This is a genomic window from Pyxidicoccus caerfyrddinensis, assembly GCF_010894405.1.
GTDB classification, from domain to species: Bacteria; Myxococcota; Myxococcia; order Myxococcales; family Myxococcaceae; genus Myxococcus; species Myxococcus caerfyrddinensis.
In genome coordinates, this window is sequence record NZ_JAAIYA010000005.1 from 494,479 (window position 1) to 509,448 (window position 14,970).

12 protein-coding genes are annotated in these 14,970 nt (G+C 71.1%); 10 read left to right on the forward strand and 2 right to left on the reverse strand.

Annotated features, from left to right (window positions below; all coding sequences use genetic code 11):
* Positions 1-68: 68 nt before the first annotated feature.
* Positions 69-1,178 (reverse strand): DNA alkylation repair protein, encoded by a 1,110-nt coding sequence (locus tag G4D86_RS14845; protein ID WP_163993961.1) that lies wholly within the window; start codon positions 1,176-1,178, stop codon positions 69-71.
* 286 nt (positions 1,179-1,464) lie between these two features.
* Here G4D86_RS14845 and G4D86_RS14850 point away from each other — a divergent pair, with 286 nt between their 5' ends.
* From G4D86_RS14850 to recF, 5 genes are all read left to right on the forward strand, one after another.
* Complete coding sequence (locus G4D86_RS14850) at positions 1,465-3,405, forward strand: sensor histidine kinase (protein ID WP_240360251.1); 1,941 nt, start codon at positions 1,465-1,467, stop codon at positions 3,403-3,405.
* Between the two features lie 84 nt (positions 3,406-3,489).
* Positions 3,490-3,933 carry an OsmC family protein gene (locus tag G4D86_RS14855; protein WP_163993963.1) on the forward strand — a complete coding sequence of 148 codons (444 nt, stop codon included), beginning with the start codon at positions 3,490-3,492 and terminating at the stop codon, positions 3,931-3,933.
* 98 nt (positions 3,934-4,031) lie between these two features.
* Positions 4,032-4,919, forward strand: coding sequence for a CsgG/HfaB family protein (locus tag G4D86_RS14860; protein WP_163993965.1), 888 nt, complete (start codon positions 4,032-4,034; stop codon positions 4,917-4,919).
* Positions 4,916-7,369, forward strand: a complete 2,454-nt coding sequence (locus tag G4D86_RS14865) for a hypothetical protein (RefSeq protein ID WP_163993967.1) — start codon at positions 4,916-4,918, stop codon at positions 7,367-7,369. Before G4D86_RS14860 ends, G4D86_RS14865 begins: the two co-directional genes overlap by 4 nt.
* Positions 7,370-7,409: 40 nt before the next feature.
* Entirely contained in the window at positions 7,410-8,549 is a 1,140-nt protein-coding gene (recF, locus tag G4D86_RS14870; RefSeq protein ID WP_163993969.1) for a DNA replication/repair protein RecF, read from the forward strand.
* 4 nt (positions 8,550-8,553) lie between these two features.
* On the opposite strand, the gene G4D86_RS14875 is transcribed toward recF, so the two are convergent.
* On the reverse strand, positions 8,554-8,946 hold the full coding sequence (locus G4D86_RS14875) for a hypothetical protein (RefSeq protein ID WP_163993971.1): 393 nt from the start codon (positions 8,944-8,946) through the stop codon (positions 8,554-8,556).
* A 260-nt stretch (positions 8,947-9,206) separates the two neighbouring features.
* Between G4D86_RS14875 and G4D86_RS14880 the strand changes: the two genes are divergently transcribed.
* The 5 genes from G4D86_RS14880 to G4D86_RS14900 all read left to right on the forward strand — a co-directional run bounded on the left by G4D86_RS14880 (position 9,207) and on the right by G4D86_RS14900 (position 14,970).
* Positions 9,207-9,752, forward strand: a complete 546-nt coding sequence (locus G4D86_RS14880) for a hypothetical protein (protein ID WP_163993973.1) — start codon at positions 9,207-9,209, stop codon at positions 9,750-9,752.
* Positions 9,749-10,555, forward strand: a complete 807-nt coding sequence (locus G4D86_RS14885) for an MlaE family ABC transporter permease (protein ID WP_163993975.1) — start codon at positions 9,749-9,751, stop codon at positions 10,553-10,555. Before G4D86_RS14880 ends, G4D86_RS14885 begins: the two co-directional genes overlap by 4 nt.
* Positions 10,556-10,561: 6 nt before the next feature.
* On the forward strand, positions 10,562-11,386 hold the full coding sequence (locus G4D86_RS14890) for an ABC transporter ATP-binding protein (protein WP_163993977.1): 825 nt from the start codon (positions 10,562-10,564) through the stop codon (positions 11,384-11,386).
* A complete protein-coding gene (locus tag G4D86_RS14895) occupies positions 11,383-12,621 on the forward strand; it encodes an MlaD family protein (protein ID WP_163993979.1) in 1,239 nt (412 codons plus the stop codon). The genes G4D86_RS14890 and G4D86_RS14895 overlap by 4 nt, the downstream gene beginning before the upstream one ends.
* A gap of 129 nt (positions 12,622-12,750) precedes the next feature.
* Positions 12,751-14,970, forward strand: coding sequence for a peptidase domain-containing ABC transporter (locus G4D86_RS14900; protein WP_163993981.1), 2,220 nt, complete (start codon positions 12,751-12,753; stop codon positions 14,968-14,970).

Genomic DNA, 14,970 nt, shown 5'->3' on the forward strand with positions numbered 1-14,970 from the left:
CTTGTAACCACATGGGTGCCCGCGCGAAAGCCCGAATGTGCGCCCCGTGTGTGCCCACGGGCGGGGCTTCACCCGGTGACGTCCACAGTGCCCAGCGGCAGGCCCTGGCCATTCACGAAGGCCTCGAACCGGTGCGGGCCGGGGTAGTGCTTGCGCGTGGTGAGCTGTGCGAAGGAGACGCGCTTGCCCACCTCCTCCACCTGGCCGGGCTCCAGCGTGAGCGCGCGGACCTTGAACACCTTGGGCCGCGCCTCGCCGCTCGCCTTCTGGAAGTACACCGCGAGGTCCACCACCAGCGCCTGACTCTTCTTCGAGCGGTTGGCGACCTCGAAGCGGACGTCCACCGTGCCGCCCACCGAGGCGCGCTTCGGCAGCACCGTCGCGCGCACCTCGATGCCGGACGGCTTGCGCGCGCCGAGCACCTCCAGCGCCGCGGGCTCTCCGCGCTTGATGGCGGAGCGCAGCGCGTGACGGACGAGCCACTCGCGCTCCGGCGGCGCGTCCTTCATCCACGCCTTCGCCACCCGCACCAGCACGTCCGGGTGGTCCTTGCCGATGTCGTTGAGGTTGTTGGCCACCGAGCGGCGCACATACAGCTCCGGGTCGTCCTTCAGCAGCTCCAGCAGCGCCAGCACCGGCCGCGGGTCTTTCTGGAAGGCGCGCAGCCGGGGCGCCCACGGCAGCCGGGGCCGCGTGCCCTCCGACACGAGCCGCCGCACGTGCACATTCTCATCCGCCGCCCACTCGCGCAGGCGCGCCAGCGTCTTCTCCGGGTGGCGCTCCAGGTACGTGCGGATGGAGAACTCCGCGGTGAAGCGCCGGGTGAGCGCGTACTGCGCGCGCAGGGACTCCTCGAAGTGCTCCAGGCCGTGCTCGGCCACGAACAGCACGTGGGGCAGGTAGAAGAACACCTCCATGCCCGAGCCCTCCGTCCGCTCCAGCTCCGGCCCCAGCGAGCGCACCAGCACGTCCACCGCGCTCGGGTAGTCCCGGGGCAGCGCGCGCTGCATCGCGCCGGAGAGGTGTCGCGCGCGCCCGAGCAGCTCGTGCCCCTCCAGTCCGGTGGTGGCCTCGCGGACGAAGGCCGCGCGGGGGAACGAAGGGTGGGCTCCGTGCAGCGCCGCCGCGAGGCGCTCGACGAGCCGGGCGTTGAAGAAGGTCTTGAGGGGCTCCGCCATGGCCCGCGCATCCTGGCATGCGCTCCCCTGGGCGACAGCCCTCCCGACACCGTCTCCGCGACGCACGGCGTTGTGAAACGGCCACCCCACAGGAGGGGCAGCCCGCAGCGCGACCAGCGGGCGGGCGCCAGTGTCCCAGGCTACCCGGGCTGGGCAGGGGGCCTCCGGCTCTGGTACGCCATGGCCGGTGGCGAAGACGCACAACGGTCGGGGACAGAAGCGGGGCACGGGTCGGAGCAGGGCCAGCCCTGGGCGTCCCGCGCGCACGTCCTCCGGGACCAGGCCGTTGCGCGAGCAGCTTGCCTCCGTGCCGGACCCGCTCGCGCTGCTGGAGGGCCTCTTCACCCACTCGCCCGTGCCGTACTCCATCTTCACGGCGGACGGCCACTGCCTGCTCATCAACCCCGCCTACCGGAAGATGTTCGGCGCGGAGCCGCCGCCCGAGTACGACCTCTTCCATGACGAGCTGCTAGAGCGGCTCGGGTTCCTCGCGTACATCCGGCGCGCCTTCGCGGGCGAGACGGTGCAGACGCCGGTCTTCTGGTACGACGTGCGGGAGCTGGAGCACGTCCACGTGGAGGTGGCCAATCGCATCGCCATCTCCTGCCACTGCTTCCCGCTGGCACCCAATGGCGGCGAGGCCACCCACATCGCGATTGCCTACAAGGACGTGACGGCGGAGCTGGCGGCGCGCGAGGCGGAGCAGGCGGAGCGCAACAAGCTGCACCAGCTCTTCACCCAGGCCCCCGTGGCCATCAGCGTCCTGCAAGGCGCCGAGCTGCGCTACGCGTTCGTCAATCCGCTCCAACGGCGGTTGATGGGCGGACGGGAGATGGTGGGCCGCACGCTGACGGAGGCCATCCCGGATGTGTCGCCCGACGTGCTGTCACTCCACCGCACCGTGCTGGAGTCCGGTGAACGGGCCATCGCCAACGAGCTGCCCCTGGCGGTCGACTACGCGGGCGAGGGCCGCGTGGAGACGAAGTACTGGAACATCATCTACGAGCCGCTCCGGGACGAGCGCGGCCGGGTGGACGGCCTGGTGACGTTCGCCTTCGAGGTGACGGAGCAGGTGCTGGCGCGGCAGGCGGTGGAGAGTCAGCACATGTGGCTGGAGGCGGTGCTCGACCTGATGCCCCTACCGGTGGTGATGGTGGACCCGCGCACCGGGGAGCTCACCTCCTCCAACGCGGCGGCGGACCGGCTGCACGGCCAGTTCGTCTCCAGGGACATGCCCTCGGCGGAGGACTCGGAGGTCTTCCACGTCACGGACCTGAAGGGGCGGCGCCTCGACAGGGAGGAGATGCCCGCCGCGCGCGCGGCCCGGGGCGAGAAGCTGGAGGGGTTGGAGGTCATCTGGCACACGCAGTCGGGCGAGTTCGTGCTCAGCATCTCCTCGGAGTTGCTGCCCGCCATGCACGGGCACCCCGCCTCGGTGGTGATGCCCTTGCAGGACATCACCCGCCTGAAGACGGTGGAGCGGCACCTCCAGGAAGCCATCCGCGCGCGCGACGAGTTCCTGTCCGTGGCCAGCCATGAGCTGAAGACGCCGCTGACGTCGCTGGGGCTGCGGCTGCATGCGCTGTCGCGCGCCATCGACGCGGACCCGGACTCCGCGGTGTCGCGGCGGCACGGTCGCGAGGTGGCGGCGATGAAGCGGCAGGTGACGCGGCTGGCGGAGCTCATCGACGGCCTGCTGGACGTGTCGCGCATCAGCACCGGACGGCTGCGCATCCACCGCGAGCCGGTGGACCTGGCGGCGCTGGTGCAGGAGATGGTGGCGCGCTTCGTGCCGGAGGCGGAGCGGTCCGGGAGCGAGCTGGATGTGCGGCCGTCGGCTCCGTGCGTGGGGAGCTGGGACCGGCTGCGGATGGAGCAGGTGGTGTCCAACCTCCTGTCCAACGCGCTCAAGTACGGCGCGGGCCGGCCCGTGCACGTCCACGTGGAGGAAGTGGACGGGCGCGCGCGGCTGTGGGTGCGCGACGAGGGCATCGGCATCGACGCGGCGGCGCACGCGCGCATCTTCCAGAAGTTCGAGCGCGCCGTGTCCGAGCGGCACTACGGCGGCCTGGGCCTGGGGCTGTACGTGGTGCGCACGCTCGTCGAGGCCATGGAGGGCACCATCCGCGTGGAGAGCCAGCCGGGCGAGGGCGCCACCTTCATCGTGGACCTGCCGCTCCAGCCCGCCGAGGCCCCGGTGCAGGCGCTCCAGTCCGCCGGCTCCTGACAGAGCGTCACCGCGAGAATCCCGTGAAGCCCTCCCGCGCGGCATAAGCTGCCCGCGACGTTTCCCGCTTCACGGAGGTAGACCTTGCACGAGTTTCCGCTGCAGCTTCGCTGGGAGGGCTCCACGGCCTCCGAGTTCTCCCGGGACGCGGTGGCCAGCACCGCGGGCAAGCAGGACATCGCGGTGAGCGCCGCGTCGTCGTACTCCGGCAATGACTCGCGCTGGAATCCGGAGGACCTGTTCGGCGCCTCGCTGGGCACGTGCCACATGCTCACCTTCCTGGCGCTGGCGAAGAAGGTGCGCCTGGACGTGCGCGGCTACGAGGACCACGTGACGGTGTCGCTCGACACGGTGGACAAGGTGACGCGCGTGACGAAGGTCCGCCTGGCGCCCACCATTCGCGTCGCGCCGGGGACGGACGCGGCGAAGGTGCGGGAGATGTTCGAGAAGGCCCACAAGTATTGCTTCATCGGCCAGAGCATCACTTCGGAAGTGCTGATGGAGCCCGTCATCGAAGAGGTCCGCTGAAGCGCGGGCCAGCGGCCCCCGGGACTTCCCGCTAACATGCCCGGCTCCAGGGTGCCGCCGCCGGAAGTCCTCGGGTGGCGGTGCGAGAGGGAGGGGCCGTGCGCGCGACAGTGGGAGTCCTCGTGGGACTGTGGGGGCTGACCGCCCTCGCGCAGGCGGGCGGAAGTCTACCGATGCCGCCACCTCCGGCCGGAGCAGGCGCTTCGGTGGCCGCGCAGGGCGACAAGCCGCGACTGCTGGTGTCCGACCTGGTGGCGCAGGGCGCGGAGGCCAACGACGCGGCGGCGCTCACGGACGCGGTGGTGCAGACGCTCACGGAGCGCAACCTCTTCCAGGTGCTCTCCCGCCGCGACGTGCAGACGCTGCTGACCACGGAGCGGCAGCGCCAGCTGCTGGGCGCGTGTGACCAGGACGCGTCCGCGTGTGCCTCGGACCTGGGCGGCGTGCTGGGCGCGCGCTACGTGATGACGGGCTCGCTGTCGAAGCTGGGCTCCACGTATGAGCTGTCGCTCCAGGTGCTCGACACGGTGAAGAGCCGCACGGTGGGGCGCAGCACGCGGCTGGCGCGCGACGTGGAGACACTGCGGCAGGTGGTGCCCTGGGCGGTGGCGGAGGCGAGCGGCTCGCCCCTTCCTCCGCCGGCCTCGCGCGTGCTGCCGTACTCGCTGCTGGCGGGAGGCGGCGCGGCGGTGCTGGGCGGTGGCGTGTACGGCCTCATCGCTTTGTCGAGGCAGAAGGTGCTCAACGACGAGCTGTGCCCCGGTGGTGGCGGGCAGTGCGCGGGACAGAACTTGCGCCAGCTGTCGTACTACCAGGAGCAGGACCGCAAGCTGGGCCGCGACAAGACGGTGGCGGTGGGGGCGATGGCCGCGGGCGCGCTGCTGGTGGGCGCGGGGCTGTGGCTGATGCCACCGCCCGAGGGTGGACCGCGCGTGGCGCTGGTGCCCTCCACGAATGGGTTCGCGGTGGCGGGGGTGCTGCCATGAGCGCGCGCACGAGCCTGCTGGGCATCATCGCCGTCGTGGGCGCGCTCACCGTGACGGGGGCGTGCTCGGGTGGGCTGAAGGTGGAGGAGGGCAATTCCTTCCCGTGTGACTACGCGCAGGCGGAGGAAGTGCGAGACACCGCGTGCGCATCCGGCTGGCGCTGCGGCATCGACAGCCGCTGCCACGAGGACGTGCCGGAAGCGGCCGCGATGGGCCCCGTGCCCGATACGTCCGTCTCCACGTTGCTCTACCCGAAGCTGCTCACCGGCGAGGCCCGGTTCGTGGCCTCGGACCCGCGCGAGGGCCGCATCCTCGTGGGTCAGGGCAACGACACCGTCCTCTCCACCAACGGCTTTTCCGCGCGCCTGGTGGGAGCCCTCCCGGTGGAGCGTGCCGCCTTCGCGGGGGGGCGGGTGGCGCTCCACACTGTGTCGGTGGGGCTCGAGGGCCAGCGGAGCGAGTCACTCCTGCTGGGCACGCTGGAGTCCGGGGCCGGAGGGCTCACCACGACGAATGAAGTGCAGCCCCCGGTGAAGGACACCCGGGCGCTGCGCGCCGCGACGCTGCCGGACGGGGGCTCCAGCCTGCTGGTGCTGCGCACGGGAGGACTGGCCGGCGAGGTGGACGTCGCCACCGGCACGTACACGGACTTCCCTGGCGGCTTCGGCGTGCAGACGGACGGCGGCGTGTGCGTGCCGGGAAGCGTGCTGCCCGGCTGCCCCGGGAGCGCCACGGTGCTGCCCATCCTGGACGCAAGGCCCGTCCCCGTCAGTGACCTGACCCTCAACCGGAGCAGCCCGGACGGGGACGTGCTGGTGCCGGTGACGGTGACGCGCGACTTCTTCTTCTGGCGCAAGCCGGGGAGCACGCCCGGCGGTGACACGTGGCAGGTGCTCAACCCGGACGACCCGGTGTCGAGCGAGGGCCTGGCAGTCCCTGGCACGCCGCTCCTGCGCCACGGCGAGGGCGTCAGCGTGTGGGGCCTGCGCCGCTACGTGCGCGACTCCGCCAGCAGCGGCGCGAAGACAGTCGACGTGCTCAGCACCTGGACGCTGCGGCGCACGTCGCAGGGACCGCGCATGGAGCGCGCCTGGGACGACTGCGCGCCGTGCGCCAACGGCCACCTCGTCACCTTCACCCCCGTGTCGGACGGAGCGGTGGGCGTGGAGGTGCTGTGCGAGTCGGAGCTGGGCCCACGCGCCCTCTTCCGCGTGGTGGGCGCGTCGGTGACGTCTCCCGCGAACACCTGCCTGCGCCAGCCGCTGGACGCGCCGATGGACCTCTCTGAAATCGCCACCACCCTCGACGGCGAGAAGCGGCGCGTGACGCCAGGCGCGGTGGACGACTCGCTCGGGGCGGGGCTGGCCATGGGAGGCATGCACGGGCAGCTCTGGAAGGGCCGCTCGCTGAGCACCCTGCGCCCCGTCTTCCTGGACCGCGCGCCCCTGGAGGTGGGCATCCTGACAGTGCCCGTCCTGGGCGACACCCTCGTCGCGCTCACCCCGGACTTCCTCGCGCTGCGCTTCAACCAGAGCGTCGGCGAGCCGGAGGGGCTGACGGCGGTGGACCGCCGGCAGGGAGAGGGCGCCTCCGCGGAGCAGGCCCGGCTGGCGGCGCTGGTGCGCGGGGCCCAGGGCTGGGTGGTGCTGGAGTCGGGCCAGCTCGTGAAGGTCAGCCCGAAGGACGCGTCGCTCGGCAACAGCTACGGGCCGCAGCTTCTGGCACCCAATGGCGCGCCGGCCTCTGGGCCGTTCCTGGGGCAGGGCGTCCCCGCCTCCGGGACACTGGGGGCGTCGCTGGTGCTGACCGCGAACGACCAGCTCTACGTGCTGGACAGCGCGAAGCTGGAGGCCGAGCCGGGCGCGCAGCCGGGCCTGCTGCCCCGCCTCACGCCGGACCCGGGCTTCCCCATCCGCTCGCTGGCGCGCGACAGGACGGTGAGCGCGGCCAGTACCACCGGGCCCAGGGTGCGCGGCTGGCTGTCCACCGGGCGCAGCCTCTTCGAGTACCTGCAGTCCGCCGAAGGCCAGTGGAGCGTCACCCCGCTGCCGTTGGGCGACGGCGAGCCGGTGGAGGTGTGGGGACGCCAGGCGGGGACGGCCACCACCTACGGGCGCGTGGGCCTGCGCGACGGCCAGGTGCTGCGGCTGCCCTCGGGCGTTCCCCTGACGCAGCCGCTGCCCGAGCAGGACCTCGCGGTGGACTACGCGTCGCTCGATGGCTGGCCGATGGCCCTGGGCGAGAAGCACGTCTACCGCACGCTGAAAACCACGCGCGCCGACGGCCAGGAGGGGCTCCTGGGCTGGGGGCAGCTGGTGCTGCCCCCGGGCCTGCGGGAAGACGACCTGAAGGGCGCGCGCATCGAGGTGGTGACCGAGGCGGGCACGCAAGCCCTCCTCCTCTTCACCCGGACGGGCTTCGTCTACCGGCTCGCGACGGAGGCGAGATAGGTCCCCGCCGGGGCGCGCGGGAGGTTATACGGAGGAGGCCGTGCGCCTCCTTGCGCTCCAAGTCCAGGACTTCCGAAACCTCCCCCAGGTCCAGCTCTCGCCCAGCCCCCACGCCACGATTGCGGTGGGGCAGAACGGGCAGGGCAAGACGAACCTGCTGGAGGCGCTCTACTTCCTGGCCACCCTGAAGCCGCTGCGCGCGGGCCGCCTGTCGGAATTGGTGCGCTGGGGCTCGCAGGGCGCGCGCGTGACGGGCCGCTTCCTCCTCAAGGGAGCGGAGCGTGAAATCTCCGTCGAGGTGGGCGGCGGCACGCGCCAGGCCTTCGTGGACGGGAAGAAGGCGTCCAGCCTGGAGGAGTACTTCGGCGGCGTCTCCGTGGTGGCCTTCACCCCGGACGACCTCGAGGTCGTGAAGGGCGGCCCGGACGCGCGCCGCGCCTTCCTGGACCGCGCGGTGTTCAACCGCTTCCCGGCCTTCCTCCGCGAGAGCCGCGAGTACGCGCGCGCGCTGAAGAACCGCAACCGCCTCTTGCGCGATGGCCACTCCGTGGAGGCCGCCTACCTGGAGGCCTACGACGAGACGCTGGCCAAGGCCGGCGCGCGCATCTACGCGCGGCGGCGGGCACTGATGGCGGAGCTGGCGCCGCGCGCGCAGGCGACCTTCGCTTCCATCGGCCGCACGGTGGACCCGGCCATGTACGGCTACCACCCCGCGCACCTGGGCGGCGACTTCCCCACGGCGGACGAGGCCGCCCTCGCGGTGGCGCTGCGCGAGTCGCTCAACGAGCGCCTCCGCCGTGATTTGGACCGGGGCTTCACGTCGGTGGGGCCGCACTCGGACGACGTGTCGGTGACGTTGGGCGGGCGCAGCGCGCGGGCGTACGCGAGCCAGGGGCAGCAGCGGGCGCTGGTGCTCGGCTGGAAGATCGCCGAAATCGAGAACCTGGAGGCCGCGATGGGCTTCCTGCCGCTGCTGCTGCTGGACGACGTGTCGAGCGAGCTGGACCCGGAGCGCAACGCGTACCTGATGAACTACCTGGCGAAGAGCGGCGCGCAGGTGTTCCTCACCACCACGGACGGCTCGCTGGTGCGCGCCGCCGCGGCGGAGGACACGCTCTGGCTCTCCGTCCACGGGGGGCAGGTGGCGGTGCGCGACACCGCCGAGCCTCCCGCCGGCTGAAGCCTCACGGCGTCACGCGCCGCCGCTGCCAGGGCCAGTGCATGTGGAAGCGTCGCGCCTGGGCGTGGGCCTTGGCCTCCTCGGGCCCCACGTGCTCGAAGTAGGGGAAGCGGAACTCCGCCCACAGCACGCCGTAGGCCACGGCGAAGAGGAACGCGCCCAACGCCAGCCACCAGGGCACCCCCGTGGCCATGGCCACGCCGCTCAGCACGAGCAGCACCACGGACATGCCCAGCGACACCTCGCGAAGCCGCTTCGACTCGCTGAAGGCCAGGCCCATGGACACCAGCGAGAGGGCGAGCATCACCCACGCCATCCAGTACGACGTGCGTGCGTACAGGTTGGCGATTCCGAGGAGGAAGAGACCAAAGCCGAATACCGCGAGTCCGCCATCCATCGTGTCCTCCTTGCCCGGAGCATTCCTCCAGGAGGGAGAGGGCGGGAGACGGTTCGTCTCCTCGCACGCCTCCGCATTCTCATTCCGGGTCCTGGAGGGAAGATGCGAACCGCCATGGACGTGGGGGACTCCCCGGGGACGGCCGGACGTCGCGACCGACCGGGGGCCTGGCGGACGGCGCGAGCGCGGGAATGGGAACGAGGTGTGACAGTGGACGTTTCGTCACGCGGAAAACCTTGCAGGCAGGCCCTCGCTGACGCATGACTCATCGCGCACAGGGCCGGGAGCTCGTCACGAAGAACGGTGCCATGCGGTGGATGTTGCTACTCATGCTGGTCGCGCCCCTGGCGGGCTGCCACCGCGTGAGCTTCGAGGACTCGGTCCTCACCAAGCCCGCCGTGCGCTACCGCGTGGGCAAGCTGCCGGACGCGTGGCACCGCGTGTGGCTGGAGGGCAACGACCTGGCCTTCGCCGAGGAGGACACCGGCCGCGCGCTCTCCGTCAACGCCACCTGCGAGGGGCATGACGACCCGCCCCTGCCGGTGCTCACCCGCCACCTGCTCGCGGGCTTCACGGAGCGGCAGGAGGTGTCCTCGAAGCTCGTCCCCATGGCGGAGCGCGAGGCCCTGCGCAGCCGCTACCTCGCGAAGCTGGATGGGGTACCGGTGCAATTGGAGCTGGTGGTGCTGAAGAAGGACAACTGCGTGTTCGACTTCTCCTACGTGTCGCCACCGGGACAGGCGGAGGAGCGAATGGCGGACTTCGAGACGCTGATGGCCGGCTTCGAGTCGGAGCGCCCGAAATGACGCCCGAGGTGGAGGCCGGCGTCGCGGCACCGCCGGAGGAGCAGGGCGTCGTCGCGCGCGCGAAGGTGCGCCTGGAGTCGCTGGGCTCGCTGGCGCGGATGACGGGCCAGGTCTTCAGCCGCGCGGTGCGCCCGCCGTACGACTGGGGCACGCTCATCTACCACACCGAGTCGCTCGGGGTGCGCTCGCTGCCGATTGCGCTGCTCACGGCGACGTTCGCCGGGCTCGTCATCTCATTGCAATTCGGTTACTTCCTGGGGCGCTTCGGCGTGCAGTACACGGTGGGGCGCGTGGTGGTGCTCACGCTGTTCCGCGAGCTGGCGCCGGTGCTCACCGCGCTCACGGTGGGCGCGCGCATCGGCAGCGGCATGGCGGCGGAGCTGGGCGCGATGACGGTGACGGAGCAGGTGGACGCCATCCGCGCGCTGGGCGCGGACCCGCTGCGCAAGCTGGTGGTGCCGCGCGTGCTGGCGTGCCTGCTGGTGATGCCGGTGCTCACCGTGTTCGCGGACGTCGTCGGCCTCGTGGGCGGCGCGCTGGTGGTGAAGCTGCAGTACGCGCTGCCGCTCGACTTGTTCTTCCAGGGAGCGCTGGACGCGGTGCTGCTGGAGGACTTCGTCTCCGGCGTGTTCAAGGGCGCGGTGTTCGGCGTCATCATCGGGCTGGTGGGCTGCTTCAAGGGGCTCACCGTGGAGGGCGGCACGGAGGGTGTGGGCCGCGCCACCACGCAGACGGTGGCGGTGACGTCCGTCGCGGTGTGCCTGGCGGACTTCTTCATCACCAAGCTGACGCTGTACCTGTGAGGCCCCATGCGAGTCGCCCGCCGCCGCCCGGAGCCCTCCACCTTCGAGTTCCACAAGCCCACGTCGGGTGAGCAGCTCATCCACTTCGAGCACCTGACGAAGGCGTTTGGCCCCAAGCACGTCTACGACGATGTGGAATTGGACGTGCGCGCGGGGGAGACGCTGGTGGTGATGGGGGGCTCGGGGACGGGCAAGAGCGTGCTGCTCAAGTGCCTCATCGGGCTCTTGCGGCCGGACACGGGGCGCATCGTGTTCCAGGGCCATGAGTTGACGCACTTCACGGAGGACCAGTTCATTCCGGTGCGGCGGCATGTGGCCATGGTGTTCCAGGGGTCAGCGCTCTTCGACTCGCTGACGGTGGGGGAGAACGTGGCGTACCCGCTGCGCGAGCACTTCCCGGAGATGTCCGAGGACGAGCTGCGAAAGCGCGTGGCGGAGAAGCTGGCGCTGGTGAATCTGCCGGGCACGGAGCACCTGATGCCGTCGGACTTGTCGGGCGGCATGAAGAAGCGGGTGGGGCTGGCGCGGGCCATCGCCACGGACGCGGAGGTCATCCTGTGGGACGAGCCCACCACCGGACTGGACCCCGTGACGACGCAGTCCATCAACGAATTGATCAACTCGATGAAGACGAAGCTCGGCGTTACTTCCATCGTCGTGACGCATGACATGGTGAGTGCCTTCGCGGTGGGAGACCGGCTGGCGATGCTGGCCAACCGGCGCATCGTGCAGGTGGGCACGAGGGAGGAGATTCGGCGCTCGACGGTGCCGGAGGTGCGCGCCTTCCTGGATGCGCGCCGCGCGGAGCTCGTCCCTGGAGGCGCGTCATGAGCCTGTTTCCTTCCGCCTCGGGCGAGCGCCGGCTGGCGCTGCGCGCGGGGCTCTTCGTGGCCATGGGCCTGGCGGTGGCGGGCGTGGTGGTGTTCTTCATCGGCCAGGAGTCGCGCCTCTTCGAGCGGCAGGCCACGTACCGGGCCTTCTTCACCAACGTGCAGGGGCTGGGCGAGGAGTCGCCGGTGTGGATTGGCGGCCTGAAGGTGGGGAAGGTGACGGGCATCACCTTCTCCCAGGACCCGAACGACGCGCGGCTGGAGGTGCACCTCCAGGTGTCGCGGAAGTACACGGACCGCGTGCGCGAGGACTCGGTGGCGCAGCTGTCGAGCATGGGCGTGTTGGGGGACAAGGCGGTGGACATCTCGCTGGGCAGTCCCACGTCGCCGCTGGTGGAGTCGGGTGGGGTGCTGAAGTCGTCGGCGGGAGGGGACATCTCCGCGCTGCTGAATGGGGCGGGGCGGGTGATGGAGAACTCGATTGCCATCAGCAAGTCGCTGCGCGACGCGGTGGATGCGTATGCCGACCCGGCGCTGGCGAAGGACGTGGCGCGGGGCATGGCGTCGCTGCGGGCGCTGCTGGAGGAGGTGGAGAAGGGCGACGGCGTGCTGCACGCGCTCATCTACGACAAGAGCGCGGGGCGCGAGGTGCGCACGCTGATGGCGAATGCGTCCCAGGCGGCGCAGCGGATGGACGGCGCGATGGGGCACGTGGAGGCGCTCCTGCGCGAGGTGCGCGCGGGAGACGGCACGGCGCACCAGCTCATCTACGGTGAGGATGGGGCGAAGGCGCTGAGTGAGTTGGGTGAGGCGGCGGGGCAGCTCGCGGGGCTCATCGAGGACGCGAAGAAGAGCCCGAACGGGGCGGTGCACCAGCTCGTGTATGGCGACGCGAGAGGGATGTTCGCGGACCTGGGGAGCGCGGCGGCGAATCTGAAGACGATTACGGCGACGGTGGCGAAGGGGGATGGGACGGTGGGCGGGCTCATCAGCGACCCGACCGTCTATGAAGACCTGCGCGAGGTGCTGGGCAACGTGAAGCGCAACCGCATCCTCCGCGCGCTGGTGCGGTTCTCGCTGAACAACCGCGAGGACCTGGAGAAGATTGGCGAGCCGCAGAAGGAGGAGAAGCCCGTGGCGGAGAAGCCGGCGGTGCCTGCGGAGAAGCCGGCGGCGGCGGTGGCTCCCGCGGCGGCGGTGGCTCCCGCTCAGCCGGCCACGCCTCCGTCGCCCTAGCCGCTCGCACAGGGGCCAGGGCCAGCCAGCGGAGCAGGCGCACGCTCCGCGAGGTGCCGTTGCCACGATGAGCGGCCCGGTCCGTATCAGGGATGAACGCGCCACCCTTCCCGTGATACCGAACTGACCGTGCCTCGCTCCCGGCTCGCCGTCGCCCTCCAGCCGTATCCGCTCCGCCGCCAGCTCGAGGAGGCGGACTGTGGCCCCGCCTGCCTGGAGATGATTTCCGCGTACCACGGCGCCCGGCACGAGCTGTCCTCACTGAAGGAACTGGCCCACGTCCAGACGAGCGGCACCTCCATGGTGGACCTGCTCACCACCGCCCAGAAGGTGGGGTTCCAGGCCCGCGGCTTCCACGTGGAGGACTTCTCCGACCTCGACGACGAGGAAGGCCAGGCCCTGCTCCCCGGCATCATCCACTGGGAGGAGAACCACTACGTCGTCCTCTACAAGCTGACGCCGAAGGAGGCCATCATCGGTGACCCCGCCCTGGGCCTGCGCCGCATTCCCCGCGCGCGGCTCGGCGACCACTGGAATGGCATCCTCCTGTCGCTCGAGCCCACCGACGCCATCTTCCGCCCGCTGGAAGTCCCCGGCACGCCGGAAGCCTCCCACCGCCTTGGCGGCCTGAGGCGCTTCGGCCGGGGCCTGCTGCGCTACCGCCTGCTGCTCTTCCAGGTGCTCCTCACCACGGTGCTCCTCCAGGCCCTCGCGCTCGCGCAGCCCTTCCTCATCCAGGGCCTTGTGGACAAGGCGGTGGGTGGCCGCAACGTCACCCTCCTCGCCGCCGTGGGCGTGGGCCTGGCCGTGCTGCTCGTGGCCCAGGTGCTGGTGTCGGTGGCGCGCGGCGCGGGCCTCTTCCTCCTGTCCAGCGGCTACTCGGTGCTGCTGCTGGCGCAGTTCTGGAAACGCCTGCTGTCGCTGCCGGTGTCCTTCTTCGCGCGGCGCCACCGGGGCGACCTGCTCCAGCGCATCGAGGACCACCAGCGCATCCGCCGCATCCTCCAGGGCGCGTCCGTCTCCGTGCTGCTCGACCTGGTGATGCTGGTGGGCTACGGCGTGGTGCTCTTCCTGTACGACGCCACCGTGTTCGGCATCTTCCTCACGGGCGCGGCGGTGTACACGGTGTGGACGTTGGTCCTGATGCCCCGGCGCACGGTGCTGGACCACCAGCGCTTCCGCGCCGCCGCGGATGCCAGCCGCCTGGAGATGCAGATGCTCGGCGGCATCCAGACGCTCAAGGCGTGCGGCGCCGAGCGCCAGGCCCGCGCCCGCTGGGAGAAAATCCAGGCGCGCGAGGTGGAGGCCGGGCGCCGCATCTGGCTGCACGACACCATCCACAACTCCGGTGCGATGTTCGTCAACCAGGGCGTGTACGCGGGCATCCTCGTCTACGAGGCGCACCTGGTGCTCGCCGGCCAGCTCACGCTGGGGCAGATGGTGGCCACGCTCTCCATCCTCGGCCTGGTGCTGGCGCCGATGCAGAACCTGGTCATGTTCATCCACCAGGTGCAGGACGTGTTCATCTCCCTGCGCCGCGTGGACATCGTCTACGACGCCGAGCCCGAGCTGCGCGACGACACCGTGCCCGGCACGGGCGCACTCACCCAGGCGCCGGAGCTGAAGCTGGAGGACGTCACCTTCCGCTACGGCTCGCCCAACGACCCGCCCGTGTTGGACAACGTGAGCTTCACAATCCCCGCCGGGAAGATGACGGCGATTGTCGGCCGCTCCGGCGCCGGCAAGACGACGCTCACCCAGGTGCTCTACGGCCTCTACCGCGCGGAGCAGGGGCGCGTGCTCTACGACGGCAGGCCGATTGAATCCTTCGACCCCACGGCCCTGCGCCGCTCCGTGTCCTTCGTGTTCCAGAAGACCGACGTCTTCGACGGCACGCTCGCGGAGAACATCGCCCTGGGCGACGACACTCCAGATTGGGAGCGCCTGGAGCATGCCGCGCGCACCGCGTGCCTGGACGCGCTGCTCGCGCTGCCCAACGGGCTGAAGACGAAGATTGGCGAGGCCGGCATGCGGCTGTCCGGCGGCGAGGAGCAGCGCCTGCAGCTGGCGCGCGCGATTTATCGCAATCCACGCGTGCTCTTCCTCGACGAGGCCACCAGCCACCTGGACGCGGAGCTGGAGCGCGCGATTACGGAGGCACTCCAGCGCGAGGCCGCCGGCCGCACCCTCGTGGTGGTGGCGCACCGGCTGTCCACCGTGCGCCGCGCGGACAAGATTGTCGTCCTCGACAAGGGCCGCGTGGTGGAGGAGGGCACCCACGACGAGCTGGTGGCCATTCCGGGCGGGCGCTACCGCACGCTCGTCGAGAACCAGATGGAGCAGAGCTGA

Excerpts from the sequence above, each read along its gene's own strand:
- G4D86_RS14865 (WP_163993967.1), top strand. The coding sequence starts at position 4,916 with ATGAGCGCGCGCACGAGCCTGCTGGGCATCATCGCCGTCGTGGGCGCG.
- G4D86_RS14845 (WP_163993961.1), bottom strand. The coding sequence starts at position 1,178 with ATGGCGGAGCCCCTCAAGACCTTCTTCAACGCCCGGCTCGTCGAGCGC.
- G4D86_RS14885 (WP_163993975.1), top strand. The coding sequence starts at position 9,749 with ATGACGCCCGAGGTGGAGGCCGGCGTCGCGGCACCGCCGGAGGAGCAG.
- G4D86_RS14895 (WP_163993979.1), top strand. The coding sequence starts at position 11,383 with ATGAGCCTGTTTCCTTCCGCCTCGGGCGAGCGCCGGCTGGCGCTGCGC.
- G4D86_RS14890 (WP_163993977.1), top strand. The coding sequence starts at position 10,562 with ATGCGAGTCGCCCGCCGCCGCCCGGAGCCCTCCACCTTCGAGTTCCAC.
- G4D86_RS14875 (WP_163993971.1), bottom strand. The coding sequence starts at position 8,946 with ATGGATGGCGGACTCGCGGTATTCGGCTTTGGTCTCTTCCTCCTCGGA.
- G4D86_RS14880 (WP_163993973.1), top strand. The coding sequence starts at position 9,207 with ATGACTCATCGCGCACAGGGCCGGGAGCTCGTCACGAAGAACGGTGCC.